Source organism: Verrucosispora sp. NA02020 (assembly GCF_013364215.1).
Taxonomy (GTDB): domain Bacteria; phylum Actinomycetota; class Actinomycetes; order Mycobacteriales; family Micromonosporaceae; genus Micromonospora.
On the sequence record NZ_CP054923.1, the window covers coordinates 3,858,615 to 3,874,549 of the forward strand.

Consider the following 15,935-nt stretch of genomic DNA (forward strand, 5'->3'; position numbering starts at 1 on the left):
GCCGGCACGGACGTCCGTGCCGGCCACGTCCGACCGGGGCCGGTCAGGAGCGCTCCGGCGCACGACCGACCCGGATCGCCAGCCGGTCCAGGTAGCGCACCTGGAGCACGACCAACGCGACCAGGAACAGCAGCAGCATCGGCAGCGGGAGCAGCGCGCCGAGGGCCAGTTCGTCGGCGGGGATCCGGCCGGTCGTGCCCTGCGCCAGCGCCTCGACCGGTGCGGTCCGGGTGCTCGGGGTCTGTGCCACGATCCACGGCCACAGCAGTTGCCCGGAGCTGACCAGCCAGGTCACCAGACCGGCCAGCAGCACCATCGGTACGGCCGGGGCGAGCATGGTGCGGCCGAACCCGCCACCCGCCCGCCACCGGGGCTCCAACCCACGGAACAGCAGCGTGAACAGGAACAGCGCGGGGATGCTGACCCAGCCGGGCGGGATCACCCCCAGGAAGGTGTTGACCTGGTCGAAGTCACGGGTACGCAGGTAGGACTCGACGGCGAGCGGCCCGGTGCCGACGAAGAGCCACGGCGCGAACGGCAGCAGGAGCAGTTCGCTGAACCGGCCCAGTGGGCGCAGCCCGCCGATGGCGAAGCCGCCGGCCACCGCGACGGTGATCGTGACCAGCGTCGCGACCAGGGTCGGCAGCCAGGTCCAGATGAGCATGTCGGACAGACCGGCGCCCGGCACCGGTCCGAGGTCGTTGGTGAACCGGAAGCTGCGCCTCAGCCAGGGCCACGCCACCCAGAGCATCAGGCCGACGGCGACCACGCCCGCCACGGTCAGCCCGATCCGGGCCGGGCCGCTGCCCCCGGTCGTCGGGGCGCTGCTCCCGCTCGTCGGGACGCCCGACGGCGTGGTGACGGCGCTGGACGCGGGCCAGGCCGGTGCGGTGGTCGAGGCCGGCGTGGCCGTGGCGGAATCGCCGGCCGGGGCGTCGGCGAGTTCGATCCGGGCGCGGGTGACCAGCAGCAGCGCCGTCGCGGCCAGGCCCAACACGGCCAGGACGGCGAGCAGCAGCATCGCGTCGGCGGAACCACGGCCGACGTCCATCCGTGCCAGGGACTGCACCACGATGGTCATCAGCGGGAATTGGGCGCGGTTGCTGGCGGCCAGCAGCGGTGCCACGAAGCTCTGCACCGTGGCCGCGACGATCCCGAGCACCAGCAGACCGGCCACGGTCGCCATCGCGGGCAGCGCGTCGGCCGGGCGGCGACGGCCGCGAAGCGTGGCGAGGAAGGCGGTGGTGGCGACGGCGACGACCAGCCCGGCGCTGCCCACGGCGGTCAGTTCCACGAGCGTCGCGTACGGGCGGTCCACGGCCTGTCCGGGCTCGATGCGGTCGAGACGCCAGCCGAGCAGCAGCGCCACCGGGGCGTACCCGGCGACCGGCACGGCCAGCAGGGCACGGGCCGCGAGCCGGGGTCCTCGCCCGGCGCGGTCGGCGAGCAGGGCCAGCAGCGGTGCGACCAGCAGAGCCAGCACGAGCGGCACGATCGCCAGCAGCAGCGCCATCCGGTACTCGCCGATCACACCCTGCTCGAAGCGCTGCCGGTAGTGCTCGGCGCCGACGTCGGTCGCCGGACCGAGCAGGTTGTCCCGGGTGGTGGACCGCTGGATCGCCAACCCGGTGGGCAGCAGATAGGACCAGAGCAGGGCGAGGAAGGCGGGTAGCAGCAGCACGAGCCCGATGCCGACGCGGGCACCGGTGCCCGGTCGGGTGGACGGTTTCGTCACGGAGAGTACCGGGCCGGTCATGGTGCTCCTCGCCTCGTCGGATCCCTGGCCGGGCCCGACGATAGGCGTAACGATCAAGCCGGGCCACCGGAGCGAAGATCTTTCGTCCGCACGGCCCACCAGCGGTACCGATGCGGCGGGGGAGCATGAGCAGGCCGGGCGCCGTCGGGTCGACGACGCCCGGCCAGGGGCTCAGCAGAGGCCGTTGCAGCCGTCCGGATTCCGCGGCGGCGCACCGATCCAGGGCTGGGAGAGGCCGGGTACGTGCTCCGGCTGCGCCCCGCTGATCCGGGGCTCCGAGAAGACCGTGTTGTACGCGTTGGCGGTGTCGTCGACGTAGATGATCCCGCTCAGCTTGTTCTCCGGGATGGTGCCGTTGGCGTACGGCGGCGTCCAGTTCCGGACCGGCGTGATGTTCGCGCCGAGGAAGCGGGTGATGCCGTCGGCACCGGTCAGCACGGAGACCACGTCGCCGGAGTAGTCGGGGTTGACGTACCCGTGGTGGCCCTCCTGGTCGCCGTGGCCGCTGCCGTCGTCACCCCCGTCGTCGCCGTGCTCGCCACCGTCGGAGTCGTCGTCGGAGTCGTAGTGGGTGTTGATGCCGTCGTCGCAGTTGCCGCTGTTGTCGCAGGTGGTGACGGTCTGGTTGCCGGAGCTGTGGGTCGAGCTGTTGAAGGTGACGCTCTCCACATGGACGGTGCCCGTCTTCTTCCCGTTCTGGTCGTAGAGGTGCACGGTCGTCTCGGAGTGGGTGTCCGACTGGCCGTTCTTCGTGTGGCTCTTGGTGGTGGTCTCACTGATCAGGCGACCGTGCGGGTCGAAGACCATGACGGTCTGCTCGGTGTAGAGGTCGCCGGGCTCGCCGCGCTCCTCGTACTGGGTGAAGACGGTGTTGCCCTTGGACCCGTCGGCGTTGACGTGTTCCCGCACCGACCCGCCCGGCACCAGGTCGACCTCGTCGCGCGACCCGTCGGCGTAGTGCAGCCGGTAGTCGGAGTCGCCGAACCACGGCTTCTCGGTCTTCACGACCCCGCCGTACGCGGCCGGGCTGTGCGTCGTCTCGCCCGGCTCGTACTCGACGAACATCGATTCGAAGGGCGTGATCAGTGGGTTGCCCGGCTCGCCGACGGCCTGCGAGCGGGTGCCCCGGCCGATCGCGACGCCGTCGCGCTGCACCGAGAGCTTGAGCTCGTCGAACTGCTTGAGGTCGATGCCGAGCCGGCTGTAGGTGTCCTGCCGCACCGGAAGGGCGAAGACCCCCAGGGTCGGCAGGTTGGTGGTCTCCCGGAGCGCGAGCAGGTCCTCCGGGAACGCGATGAAGCTGCCCCGCCCATACCCGAACGACGGCAGCTTGTTCACCGAGGCCAGTTCCACGGCGACCTCCAGGCTGGGCCGGCTCGCCGGGTCCCACGGGTCGGTGCCCGCCGCCACCTCGTCGGCGTCGCTGAAGCCGTCCTTGTCGCTGTCGACCACCCGCCAGGACAGGTAGCAGCCGGTCGGGTCGCAGACCCGGGCGTACGACAGCTTCTTGCGCGGCGGCTTGTCGGCGGAGGCGGCGGTGCTGCCGGCGGTCAACGCCAGCGGTATGGCGAGCAGCGGGGCGACGACCATCGCCACTCGCCTGCGGTTACGAAGGATCATGAGCGGTACCGTCGCACCCGTCCGGGCGCTTTCCGACCGCTGAGTCGGCAATCAGTCGCCGGGTCGCGGCACCCTGGGAGGATCCCCAGCTAGGGTGTGGCTGCTGCGCTGGTACGACGAAGGTGACGGACGTGGAGATCGACCAGTGTGGCCACCGGCCGGAGGACGCCGACCGACTGCTGGCCGCCGCCGACCGGACCGCCGATCCGGTGGCCGCCGCCCGGCTGGTGGCGGAGGCGTTCGTCGCGGTGTCCCGGACCGCCGACCCGACCGTCCTGCCGCCGATCGTCCGGCGGTTGGCACGGCTACGGACCCTCCCGCCACGTCCCGAGGTCGAGTTCCTGCACCACGCCGTCGGTTGCGCGGTGGGTGCCCGGACCGGGCGGCGGGTCGCTCCCCGGGAGACCGACGACGCGTTGCGCCTCTTCGCCAGCGCCGGGCTGCACGACGATCCGCTGCACGTGGAGTGCGCGATGATCGCCACGTTGAGCGCGCTGCGACCCGACCAGGTGCGCCCGAGGTTCGCCGCCCTCGTCGAGCGGTGGGTGTCCGGCGAGGAGGCGACCGACCCCGCGCGGCGGGCCCGGTTCACCACGATGCTCGGGATGGGCGACGCGTGGTCCGGGGACCTGCTGCGCGGCCGGGCGACGCTGCGTCGCGCCCAGGCGTACGCGGTCGAGGCCGGGCGGCTCGACCTCCAGGCCGAGATCGTGTCGTGGCTGGCCAAGTGCGAGGCGCTCTGCGGTGACCTGACGCAGGCGCGGCGTTGTCTGGACGAGGCTCGGCTGCTGGCGGCCCGCTCGGGGTCGGCCTGGGTCGGGTTCCACATCGCCGAGTGCGCCGCCGCGCTGCACCTGGCGGCGGGCGACGTCGAGGCGTGGGTCGGGGTCGTGGGGCGGTTGGTCGACTCGGCGGTCGGCAGCAACTCCGGGCTCGTCTTCGAGCACCGGTGGGAACTCGCCACCCACCACGCGCTGGGCGGCGACGCCGAGGCCGCGCAGGCCGTCCTCGCCGCCATCGCGGACCCGCCGCTGGACTGGCCGGGTGCGCCCGCCCTGCCGGCCTGGCGGGCCTGGATCGCCGATCCGGCGGACCCGGCGGCGATGGGTTGGCTGGAACAGGCGCTCGCCGGGCTCAACCGGCCGGTGGAGCGGCTCTCCCGGGCCCGGCTGGCCTGGCTGCTCGGCGCCCAGCACGCGCGCCTCGGCCGGCGGGTCGACGCGATCCGGCTGCTCGAACTGGCCAGCAGCGAGTACGCGGCGACCGGCGCGGCGGGTCTGCTCGCCCGGGTCACCGTGGACCTGGACGCCGTCACCGACGTCCCGGTCGGTACGCCGTGGTCCGTGGCGCAGGTGCCGTCGACCCGGCGCGGCCGACCGGCCGACGCCGGCACGCAGGTCCGGCTGACCGCCATGGAGACCAGGGTGGCCGGTGCCGTCGCCGACGGACTCAGCAACCTGGAGGCGGCCCGGCTGCTGGCGGTGTCGGCCAAGACGATCGAGTTCCACCTCGGCAACATCTATCGCAAGCTCGGCGTCCGTAACCGCACCGAACTCGCCCGGCACCTGTCGCGCTGAGCCGTGGCCGTACGGCCGAGCTGAAAGGAAGGGCCCCCTGCTAACGCCTCGTGCATAGCAGGGGACCCCTCCTAACGGCACCGTTCGGTGTGCGGAATCCTCAAGGTTTCCTCAACCGGGCAGCTCAAGATCTATCGACCTCCGTCGCCGCGACTAGTTTGACGGCAACCGATGGACGTGCGTGACACGCCACAAGCAGGAGGAGGGGAGATGCGACGCACACGACTGCGCCTCGCGCTCTTCGCGCTGCCCGCCCTGGTGGGCGGAGTACTCATGGCGGCGGCATCACCCGTGCCGGTGGGCGCGGTGCCCGCCGGCACGGGTGGTCCGGCCGACACCCATCTCGACGAACCCGACCACGTCGGCCACGTCCGGGTCCAGATGACCGGCGCCGACATGCTGGACCGGGTGGCCGCCGCCGGGTTCGACATCGAGCACGGTCTGACCCGGGTGCCGGACGGCATCGAGGGCGAGGTGGCGGCGACCGCCGAGGAGCGCACCGCGCTGGAGGCGATGGGCGTCCGGATCCTCGCCGACGACGAGGGCTTCGAGTGGAGCGACGAGGCCGACGGGGGACTTCAGGCCGTCGCGGCCCGCACCCTGACGGCGGCCGGCGAGGACAACGCGGTCCGGATCGCCCGCGCCGACTGGTTCACCACCAAGGGCCAGGGTTTCCTGTACGTCGAGGCGCGCACCACGGAGGGCAGCCAGACCACGCCGATCGTCGGGATGCAGGTGGAGAACGACTCGGGCAAGGGCACCGAGTTCGGCTTCGCCCGGACGATGAGCCGGTTCGTCGACTCCGGGCAGTACATGTTCCACCGGAACCTGTTCAAACTCGACACCCGCCCGGACCGGATCCGGGTCACCAGTTCGACCGGCGGTGTGGTCACCGGCCCGGTCTCGGACTGGTTGGAGAACGGTGCCCCGCCGCTGACGTCGAACCCCGGCTACCGGTCGGACTTCGTCGACGGCTACCGGCACCCGCAGCAGCTCTTCGCCCGAGCCGAGGAGATCGCCCGCGAGTTCCCGCAGATCGCCGAGATCGTCCACCTGCCGCACCGCACGAACGGCTACCAGCGTAAGGCGCAGGCGACGATCGGCGGGACCGGACAGTCGGCGGTCGTGGTCAGCTCGGCGGCGTGGGGGCACGAGGGCGGCAACGACGTCACCGTCGAGTTCGCGCACCAGTCGGGGGAGAACCTCCCACTCACCGTCGAGGTGACCGGCACGGCGGTCCGCGTCCTGCTGGGCACGGACGCCACCGGTGCGGTGGCGAGCACGGCCGCCGAGGTGGCGCAGGCATTGCGTACCCGGTCGCAGGGGCTGATCGACCGGGCGCACCCGTACCGCAGCAATGCCGGCACCGGCGTCGTGGCGCCGACCACCGGCCCGGTGGCGCTGACCGACTTCCTCGACCAGAAGCGGGTCGGCGCGCCGGAGGGTGAGGTGCCGCGCGGCCCCGCCACCATCCCGGTGCTGCGGATCGGCAAGCACCGCGACGGCCGCAACCCGGGCGTGCTGATCCAGGCGCAGGACCACGCCCGTGAGTGGGTGCCGCCGACGACCACGCTGGAGACGGCCGAACGGCTGGTCCACAACTACCGCACCGACAAGGAGACCAAGAAGATCGTCGACAACACCGACGTCTTCCTGATCCTCTCCAACAACCCGGACGGCGCGAACTACAGCTTCTACAACTTCGCCTCGCAGCGCCGCAACATGACCAACCACTGCGCGGACGACAACGCCGACCCGGCCCGCCGCAACGCCTGGGGCGTGGACCTGAACCGCAACTACCGGGTCGGTTCGGGCCACGACGGGTACGCGGGCGGCTCGACCAGTTGCGTCAGCGACACGTTCCAGGGGCCGGAGAAGCTGTCCGAGCCCGAGTCGAAGAACGTCGTCTGGCTCGTCGAGACGTACTCGAACATCAAGTTCATGATGTCCGTGCACTCCAACGGCGGCCAGTTGTTCTGGCAGCCCGGCGCGTACATCGCGAACGGGCGGATCACCACGCCCCGGCCGCCGCTCGGTGACGAGGCGTTCTACTGGCAGTCGGCGGCCCGGATCCTGTCGCAGGTGAAGGCACACCGGCAGACCGTGGTGACGCCGCAGAACGTGGGCGGTTCCTCGGACGTCCTCTACTCCTCGGCGGGCAACGTCCGGGAGGACCTCTACCACACGTACGGCATCTACTCGTTCGGCTGGGAGGTCGGCGGCTCGATCTACAACCCGGCCACCGGCAACTGGCAGGGCGGCTCGTTCCAGCCGCCGTGGGTGGGCAACCCCGAGCTGGTCAGCGGGCACGCCGAGACGATGGAGTACGCCAACGGGATCATGGAGATGTTCCGGATCGCGGCGGACTGGGGCAAGGACAAGAAGAAGCCGACGTCCACGCTCGTGCCCGGCGGCGGCCGGTACGCGGGCCCGGTCGACGTCCGGTTCGAGACCAGCGAACCGGCCACCATCTACTACACGACCGACGGCAGCCGGCCCACCCTGGAGTCGCCGCGCTACCAGGCGACCGAGTTCCGGGAGCCGGGTCAGGTGTTCCGCGTGACCGAGACGACCACGTTCCACTGGTTCTCGGTCGACACGGCGGGCAACGTCGAGAAGGGCTACGACCCGACGAAGAACGACAAGCGCAACAACTACCGCAAGGCGACGGTCACCATCACCCGGTAGCCCTCCTCCGGTGACGCCTCGTCGGTGCGGGTCGCTCCGCGCCGACGGGGCGTCGTCGTGCGCGCGTCGACGTGGACCGTCGCCGACGCGCGTCGGGAACACCGCACCGGGTACGCCCACGGGCGACTCGGCCCGCGTCTGCGGGCGGCAGACGGTGCGGGCCGCCGGACCCAGCATGGGAGACGACGTCAGCGCGCCCGGTCCGGGTGCCGTCGCGCCAGGAGGTGCCCGTCGTGACCCGTACCCGACTGACCTGGATCGTGCTCGTCGCGCTCGTGTGGGCGGCGATGATGTCCTTCGGCGGTGTCGCCGCCGAGACCGTCATGCTCTATCCGAACATCTTCGACGACGCTCCGGCATCGCTGCTGCGCGCCCGCGAGTTCCTGGTGGTCAGCGGCCCGAGCGACTACTTCCCGCCGCTGGGTGCCTCGGTGATCCTCGGCAGTCTCGCCGCCACGGTGCTCACCTGGCGTGACCGGCGGCTGCGCTGGTGGGTGGCGTCCGCGACGGCGGTCTTCGTGGTCTGCGAGTTCCTCTTCTCGGCGGTCTTCTTCTGGCCGCGCAACGAGATCATGTTCGTGGACCCGGTGGGCACCCACTCGCCGGAGTACCTGCGTCAGGTCGCCGCCGAGTTCGTCGCCGGGCACCGGGTACGCCTCGTCGGCGGCGCGGTCACGGCGGCGCTGGCCTTCACCGCGCTGCTGCGTTTCGCCCGCGACACCGGCCGCGCGAGTAGTGACCACGGGGCGGTCCGGGCCGTCTCCTGACGTCCTGCGGGTAGGGATCGGCAGGTCAGCACCCTGGTGGGCTCGACGGCACGTGCTAGGAAGTAGGCGTGAATCGTGATCGTCTTTCTGCCGTGCCGCCGGTCCCGGTGACGACGCATGGCTGAGCGCAGACTCCGGACCGGCCTCGCGTTCGTGCTCGGTCTGACCGTGTTGTCCGGGTGCGCCGTCAACAAGGGCAGCGCCCTGGCCGCCGACTTCGAGGCCGACTGGGCCGGTACGCCCGACGTGGCGACCGTCCACGCCACCGAGGAGAACACCCTGCCCTTCTTCGGCACGTCGACCGGCACCCTGACCGTGCAGGAGGGCACCTCGGCCGACCGGGTCAGCGAGCTGGCGGGCGAACTGCGGCAGTACGTCGCCGGCCGCGACGACGTCACGGGCAAGATCGCCGCCGCCGACATCATCTTCACCGTCGTCCCGGACAGCGCCCGCACCGACGAGGTGGTGTCGTTGTGGCGGTCGATGAGCACCGACCCCCAGGTGACGTCGGCCCACATCTCGAAGCCGTCCCGGGCCGACGTCAACCGGTGGCGGATCGTCGGCACCGCGCCCAACGTGGTCGGCGCGATGGAACTCTTCGACGACCTGACCACCGGCGGCGGCCGACACGGCACGCTGACCGGCGTCACGACGGTGCTGATCTCCACTGACCGCACCGTCGAGCCGGCCGTCTCCGTGGAGACCGGTGCCGACGGTGCGGTCCCGGTGGAGGCGATCGCCGCGTTCCGGGCGGTCGTCGGCAGGTATCCGATGGTCCGGGCAACACTGCGGGTCGACCGGGTCAGCATCGTCCTGACGCGGCCCGAGGACCGGTCAGCCGCCGAGGAGGTAGCTCGGGCCCTGGCACCGAACCTCGGCACCGTCGAGGTGACCAGCCAGAACCGCTGAACCACGGCGATCGGGCCAGAGGCGGTGTCGGTTCACACCCGAGAGATCACTGGTGCGATCTCAATATCGCCCACCAGGTAGAGGACCGGATCACATTGATGGTCCGAGACTCTTTCCATTCCTGAGTGACTACGCCTCTGAAGGCCCGAAGATCGCATCCATGACCTGTGCGCCGCCGAGGCGTCCCGGCTCGGCTCACTCACCACACCCTCACTGTGCCTTGTGAGTGAGACGTTCAACGCATCTGCCCGGCAGCTACGCCCAAGGCACCGGCTCAGTATCGCTGAACCATCCGAACGGTGGCATCTGACGACAGAATTTGCCCCGGTAACCCATTGAATGCAGAACAAGGAGCGTCAGATAATGCCGGGACAAGAACCATGCGTCCCGCGACAGTCCTGCCACGTGGTAGATCTGCTCCCGAGGCGACTTGGGATGCACCAGCCCGTTACGAAACCGCACAAGCGCTGCCGGCCCATCAGAGAGGCTTTCCCTCGCCGCGAACTCCTGCAAGGCTGGCAGTTCTAAGCCATCTAGGGCAAAGGGAATAGCGCCAAGCTCCAATACGCGACGCAGTCGATCCTCGCCCGTAAGGCCGCGATAGTCGCGACGACGGACATGACCCCCAAGTACGAGGTTCACCCATTCAATATTCTCTAGGGCGGTGAAGGCGGATAGCACCCGCTGCTCCACGAAGCCGACGCTGTTTGTCTGTACGGCGGAAACCATCTGAAAGCGCAGAATTCCTTGCTCACCGTCGCAGGCAAAGGCTTGCACTAGCGAGCATAAGTAGGCGTGAAAATCTTGCGTGGAGTAGTAGTAAAGCCACGCTGACCCTGGCCCCTTGCTTGCTGGGTCACAAATAGGCGATACCCATGACTCCCACGACACCTTGCCATCCGGAGCGTAGCCAATTGGCAAAACCGGCGAGACCCAACGACCGAAGGCGAAAGAAAGTCCCACCCTCAGTTGTTCCAGTAATGCCTTCGCAGCCTCCACCGAGAATGCCTCGTCATTCACGCGCCTGATCTCCATCACGTGCGTCAGCACGTAAAGGTGATCGCTTCGACTCTCCTTGAGTAGCTCCGTCAGGTCCGAGCGGCTATCAAGCGTTATTCGCCAGCCTTCAACGTCCCCCTGCCACCGCCCTGCCCACAATCTCCGCCCATTGGTCAAAACGGCATTTCCGAGAATTGCCGGTAAGTTCATCCAGTGGACAAGCAAGTGATCGAGCTCCGCCTCCGGTTCTACGTACTCACACTGCCCGATCCAACCATCATTGGAGACTCGGTGAGCGCCTGAGATTGTCCAAGAACGGCCCTGCTTTTCGATCGACAGGTCGACTTTTCCAGGATCGGTAAACCACTCATCATCAAGCGGGCCTACCGACCATCGGAGCCCGGGCTCCGGGGTAAATTCAAGCCGAACTACGCCTTGGCGCTCCGTCGCTCCAAGTCCGCCGATTTCTCCTTGGTGCAGCAGTACGGGCTCTTTGGGCTTATTGAAGCTATACACAGGCTTTAGCGGCGTCTTGGCCTCCCTGTGCTGCTGGTTCGGAATCACCGTAACTCTCCTTCAGAGGTAGAGCCTGCTGACGGAAGCCAGCCATCCAGAATAAACAGTCACGCCATGGAGGGCCAGTAAGTTTGCTACAACACGCCGGACACACGTCGGACAGCCGGTGAGAAGTATCTATACGTCTTCAAGGTGGCCCTGAGCGGGCCGCACGCGCCGCCGCCAGGACACACGTCCGTCGCTCCGCTGGCGCTCCGACTCCAGGCCGGCTGCCGGCTGGGCCGCGCCGGAGCGACGCGGCGCAGGAAGGGCACGCCGGGTCCGCGCGGGCGAGTCGCGCTGGCGAACCGGTCGCGGTTACTGCGCCTCCGGCGGGGGGCAACGACTCCAGGATGGCTGGGGCTCCGTCTGCGGGCTGCGGTCCGTGGGTCGTTGCGCAGCCATCCCGCCAGCCGACAACCCGGGCGAGTCGGGCAGAGCACCGCCCGACCTACCAGCGTCCGTATGTGTGTCAAGGTCCGCTTGACGTGGCGGGCCGCGCGGCGGCCAGTCCCAATGGGGGCGGATCGGCGGCAGACGGGATGGCAGCGATGCGGAGGTGTCGACCGAAGTTCTATGAACGCCGAGTGCTTGCAGCCACCGCTAACATCCTGGCCGTGACAGACACTTGGACGGGCAGTGATCTATCGGTCCTCAAGGCCGCTGTGAAGTACATCGAGGAGCGAGACTACGGCGTGTTCCCCCCAAGCGTACGACCTTGCAGCTTTAGTCAATCTTGACGAGAACGAGGTCGGAAAGGCGCTGTTGAGACTTGATGGCACCTACATCGAAGGGGTCTGTCCCGTACCGGAGTCAGAAGGATCTAACCCCCCAGCACGCAGCGCTATCGGACAGTGGCCTACGCCTGAAGACCTCGCGGAGCGCCTTCTCGCAGCATTGCAGTCTGCCGCCGACGTTGAGGCAGATATGGGGAAGCGGTCCAAATTAAAGCAAACCGCCATATTCTCGGCGAGGGCAGAAGGGACTTGCTTGGCAACGTTTCTTGCGTCAGCGATCAACCGGGGCTTGGGCCTGGGGTGACTGCGCCTCGAACTTGCTGAGTGCGGCTCTCAAGCCTGAGTTGCGGTCTAAGGTTCGGCTGAGCTGTCGTTCCTCTGGAGGTCACCCTGGGGCATACGGCATGCTGATCGGATGGATTCCTGGCACTCACTCTCCCAGCCGCAGGCTGCGCTCATCGCCGGCCTGATCGGGGCATGCGGGGCGCTTCTCGCTGGTCTCCTCGCCACCACGCTCACGCAGTTTTTGACCTTCCTGGGGCAGGACAAACGGCGATGGGAGGAGACCCGCCGATCGGCCTACGCGCGGATGTACCGCGCAGTGATGGCCGCTTGGGACGCCTACGACGAGGCCGGCAAGGAGCCCGAAGAGTGGGCAACCGTCGGCGAATCGCGTGCAGAAATTCGGGATGCATACACAGAGGCGGCGCTACTTGTACGTCACCGGAGGACCGACCGTGCGCTCGATGATGTTTACGACGCCTCCTCGTATCTCTGGGCACGACGTGGGCGCGGCTGGGAGCAGGTCGACAGACACCTCTACGATGCGCAGGCTCGCTTCCTGGAAGCGGTGCGTAAGGAGTTGCGGATGCCTGCCTTGAGAAGCGAGTCTTACGAGGAGTACAAGGCGGCCTTTCGGGGCACCAGCCCCTACAGCCCGCCGCAACCCGACATTCGTGGAGCGGGAGAACCGCCGGGCCGCGCTGCCGTTGATCAGGGTGTGATTTCGTAGTGCGTCGGTCGTCCGCTGGACCAGGTCGCCACAGCGTGGGAGCACCAGCGTGCCCGGCAATGGGTTAAGAGGTTGGCGTGCCGCCGGGAGGAAGGCCCAAGATCATGACGTTCCCAGGCCGTCAGAGGCCAACCCGCAGTTCCATCAATTATCATCAATGTTAAGCGTAATGGCAGCCTAGAGGCTAAGTCGTCCGCTTTGATCGACTACGCCCCCTCGCATGATCAATGCAACGCCGTATGTCAAGCTCCGCCGCTTCCCGTCTTGCAGCAGAACTTAACATCCGTAGGAGTGTCGGGGATCGCGCCGCACAATGGATAGCTGTGCGGCATTTTCAACAAGCGCTGGCCTCGTTCTCGGTCGACCCGATAAACGAAATGGATCCGAATGACTGTCGAAAGCTGGGGAACGACGTATTGGGGTGGGCCGGGTGCGACCGGAGGTACCTGGTGGCCGGTGGGAGACCGTGTAGTAGAACACGATCGGTTGAAGCAGGTGCTCGCTCTGTCTGCTAGGAATCACGCGAGACAGGCAATCGAGTTGTTTGCAAATGAGGACCAAGAGGGTCTGAGTCAGGCGGCTATCAGTGCGGGCTGCGCCGTGGAATTGCTTGCCAAAGCGTATATTGCCAGCGTTGAGCACGGATTGCTTGCCGAGAAGGGTGACCGGGATACGGTACTCATTCTTTCCGGAAATGCGAACCTGGCCTCTGCTCGAATCGCTGAGATGAAGACGATCGGTGCGTTGGAATCTTTGAAGATGGCCAAGTACCTGCATCCAGCCTTACCTTTCATTGTTCAGTCTGACCAGGTCGTTCTGCGGGTCCGGAATGCGGCCGTACATATGGCGATGGTTCTGCCGGACGAGCTGCGCGCGTCCGTTGCGGTGATGTGTCGTCTCGTGGACGGATTGCTGGCAGCCCTATCTTTGGACCGCGATGATTACTGGGGCGATCATGCAGTTGGAGTGGTCGACGAGATTCTTGACATGGCCAAGAGTGAGGTTCGTCGCATCGTTGCCGCGAAGATCGCTGCTGCTGAAAGGCGTTTTTCGATCCTGATTTCTGGGCTTGATTCAGCAGGAAAGACGGTCGTTCTTGCCGCCTTGTCTGGGCGTACTCCGTATACGATTGCTGACCACAACGAGCCTCAAGAGTGTCCTGCCTGTAAACAGCAAGGATGGCTAGTCTGTCATGTTGATGAAGGGCAGCCCGAAGTGGAATACGACGATAATGGAACCCGGCATGAATTTGCGCCGAGGGCAGCCTACCCATCTACCTTCGAATGTCCGGTGTGTGATCTTGACTTGCAAGAGGAGGAGTTGGCTGAGTTTGACTACCCTATGGAGATTGAGCTTGAAGCGAATAGTGACCCGTACTCGGATTATGAGCCAGGCGAGGACTGGTTCCGTGGGCGATAACTTATCTGTGGCCGGCAACCCTTGGGATATTCCTGCGCTCGGACTGTTGACCGGACTCCTGATTCGTGCGAGGTTGGAACTCCTCGCATTAAAGGGTGTCTCGTAACTCGGTGAAGGCGTTGCCGGGCAACGGTACTGGTGTCATCCGGTGAGGATGATGTTGTGGAGGTGGGCGATACCGGAGGTGGTGTCGGTCAATGTGTGGGCGGCGCGGCGGTAGTCGCGCAGGATCTTGAAGGTCTTCATGCGGGCCAGGGCGTGTTCAACCTGCGCACGGACGGTGCGGTGTTGCCGGTTCAGGTCTTTCTTCCAGTCGGGTAGTTCGGTGCCGTCGGTGGGTTTGCGGTACGGGATGATGACGTCGGGGTTGCCGCGGTAAGCGCCGTCTGCCATGACTGGCCGCCCGGAGAGTTGCTGGTCGATGCCGCTGGTGCGGTAGACGATGGTGTCGTTGCGGTTGCCCGGTTGCGGGTCGCCGAGAGCGACGACGAGGCGGGTGTGGGCGTCGATGGCGACCTGCAGATTCGTGGAGTAGCGGTAGTTCTTACTCGGGGCGGCCAGCCGGTGATCGCGGGTCGGGACGAGGGTGCCGTCGACGATGGTGATCTGGTCGACCCGCCGCCGACGCACCGGCGCCAACGCGAGCAGTGGGCCGAGGGTGTCGATGACCCGGTGCGCGGCGGAGTGCGACACCCCGAATAGTGGGCCGATCTGCCGCATGGTCAGGTTCGTGCGCCAGTACGCGGCGACGAGCAGCACCCGGTCGGCGAGGTCGAGCGACCACTGCCGGCCCGGCCGACCGTCGGCGATCGCGCCACCGCCGCGTTCGGCGACCAGCCGGACCAGCCGGCGGAACTGAGCGGGCTGCAGCCCGGTGAACGGAAAGATCCACTCCTGGCGGGCCGCCGAGATCACCTGCACCCCGACATGATCCACCATGGATGCACGAGCGAGTTACGAGACGTCCCTTAGAGTTCAGGCCGTCGCCAGGCCGTTATACGAATTAGGCACCCTGGCTGCATTGCCGATAGGAGACGTACTAATCTACTTGACCTGAGTCAAGGAAAGAAGTATCTGCTGTCGCTTCTTCAGTTCCAAGAACGAGCCTCGAATGTAGTCATGATAGGGGTCTCGGGGATGTGGGATGATTGATGTGAGGGTCGAGCGATCGCCGGACTCCCATTGTTTAACTACAACTTCGAAGCCAGCAACATGTGCCGCGAAATCCAGGAAGCAATCAGGCATAGAATCTCCAACAATCAAGTGAGCTTTCGACGCAATTATCTCAACGGAATTCCTGTTGGCGGGCATGAAAACCTGACTCATCCACGCAATCCATAAATCCATCTCTTTGCTGCTCAAATTTGCCGTGATGTCAACCTTAAGCTCGGGCTTAAAGACGCTTCGAAAGACGCGCCAGGTTGCCTGGCTGGTAGAGGACAAGGACAGCAGTGGGCCGTATAGCTCCTCTAGTTGAGTGTTAATTCTTCTCAAGCTTTCTTGCCGCTGGTTCATGATTCGGGTATTCAGGTATGTCGCCACCCCTGCTATGGCCGCGACTGCAAGACTTACGCTTGCCGCAATGAACGTAGTCATGCGCCCGATGGTTCCATGCGCAAGCAAGAGATCATCTGCTGGGTGATGGGTAGGGAAAGGCCAGACACCAAGGACGATCGGAGTGCGGACAGTAGTTAAGACGTTAGTCAGTCGGTACGTGGACGCGGCTGGGTGGCCGAGGGCTGGACGATCACCGGGGCCACGCATGTAGCTTAATCTCGCTGGACAGTGCGCCCAGAACTTGCAAGGAAGAGATTCGGCTACCCATCAAGGCGTGGGAGAGCGCCCGGAGTCTCGGGGGTTATGAGGGGTCGGTCTGGTCGGTAGCGTTGGCGGTGG

11 protein-coding genes are annotated in these 15,935 nt (G+C 66.8%); 6 read left to right on the top strand and 5 right to left on the bottom strand.

All coding sequences use genetic code 11. The features are described from left to right. Positions 1-43 precede the first annotated feature (43 nt). The gene (locus HUT12_RS16675; RefSeq protein WP_176093966.1) at positions 44-1,756 is read right to left on the bottom strand and encodes a sugar ABC transporter permease; all 1,713 of its coding nucleotides are present in this window, start codon (positions 1,754-1,756) and stop codon (positions 44-46) included. A gap of 171 nt (positions 1,757-1,927) precedes the next feature. Continuing rightward, the gene (locus HUT12_RS16680) at positions 1,928-3,376 is read right to left on the bottom strand and encodes a thrombospondin type 3 repeat-containing protein (protein WP_176093967.1); all 1,449 of its coding nucleotides are present in this window, start codon (positions 3,374-3,376) and stop codon (positions 1,928-1,930) included. A 131-nt stretch (positions 3,377-3,507) separates the two neighbouring features. On the opposite strand from HUT12_RS16680, the gene HUT12_RS16685 reads away from it, so the two are divergent. The 4 genes from HUT12_RS16685 (at position 3,508) to HUT12_RS16700 (ending at position 9,317) form a co-directional block, all read left to right on the top strand. After that, the gene (locus tag HUT12_RS16685; RefSeq protein ID WP_176093968.1) at positions 3,508-4,953 is read left to right on the top strand and encodes a helix-turn-helix transcriptional regulator; all 1,446 of its coding nucleotides are present in this window, start codon (positions 3,508-3,510) and stop codon (positions 4,951-4,953) included. A gap of 210 nt (positions 4,954-5,163) precedes the next feature. After that, positions 5,164-7,641 (top strand): M14 family zinc carboxypeptidase, encoded by a 2,478-nt coding sequence (locus HUT12_RS16690; protein WP_176093969.1) that lies wholly within the window; start codon positions 5,164-5,166, stop codon positions 7,639-7,641. A 233-nt stretch (positions 7,642-7,874) separates the two neighbouring features. Further along, complete coding sequence (locus HUT12_RS16695; protein WP_254876852.1) at positions 7,875-8,408, top strand: DUF1772 domain-containing protein; 534 nt, start codon at positions 7,875-7,877, stop codon at positions 8,406-8,408. A gap of 117 nt (positions 8,409-8,525) precedes the next feature. Further along, positions 8,526-9,317 (top strand): hypothetical protein, encoded by a 792-nt coding sequence (locus HUT12_RS16700; RefSeq protein WP_176093970.1) that lies wholly within the window; start codon positions 8,526-8,528, stop codon positions 9,315-9,317. 255 nt (positions 9,318-9,572) lie between these two features. Here HUT12_RS16700 and HUT12_RS16705 read toward each other — a convergent pair whose 3' ends face one another. After that, on the bottom strand, positions 9,573-10,880 hold the full coding sequence (locus HUT12_RS16705) for a hypothetical protein (RefSeq protein ID WP_176093971.1): 1,308 nt from the start codon (positions 10,878-10,880) through the stop codon (positions 9,573-9,575). Positions 10,881-12,023: 1,143 nt separating this feature from the next. Between HUT12_RS16705 and HUT12_RS16710 the strand changes: the two genes are divergently transcribed. Both HUT12_RS16710 and HUT12_RS16715 read left to right on the top strand, forming a co-directional pair. Beyond that, on the top strand, positions 12,024-12,620 hold the full coding sequence (locus HUT12_RS16710; RefSeq protein ID WP_176093972.1) for a hypothetical protein: 597 nt from the start codon (positions 12,024-12,026) through the stop codon (positions 12,618-12,620). Positions 12,621-13,106: 486 nt separating this feature from the next. Then, the gene (locus HUT12_RS16715) at positions 13,107-14,039 is read left to right on the top strand and encodes a hypothetical protein (RefSeq protein WP_176093973.1); all 933 of its coding nucleotides are present in this window, start codon (positions 13,107-13,109) and stop codon (positions 14,037-14,039) included. A gap of 141 nt (positions 14,040-14,180) precedes the next feature. On the opposite strand, the gene HUT12_RS16720 is transcribed toward HUT12_RS16715, so the two are convergent. Then, complete coding sequence (locus HUT12_RS16720; protein ID WP_176095822.1) at positions 14,181-14,960, bottom strand: transposase family protein; 780 nt, start codon at positions 14,958-14,960, stop codon at positions 14,181-14,183. Positions 14,961-15,083: 123 nt separating this feature from the next. Further along, positions 15,084-15,635 carry a hypothetical protein gene (locus tag HUT12_RS16725; protein WP_176093974.1) on the bottom strand — a complete coding sequence of 184 codons (552 nt, stop codon included), beginning with the start codon at positions 15,633-15,635 and terminating at the stop codon, positions 15,084-15,086. Positions 15,636-15,935: the final 300 nt, after the last annotated feature.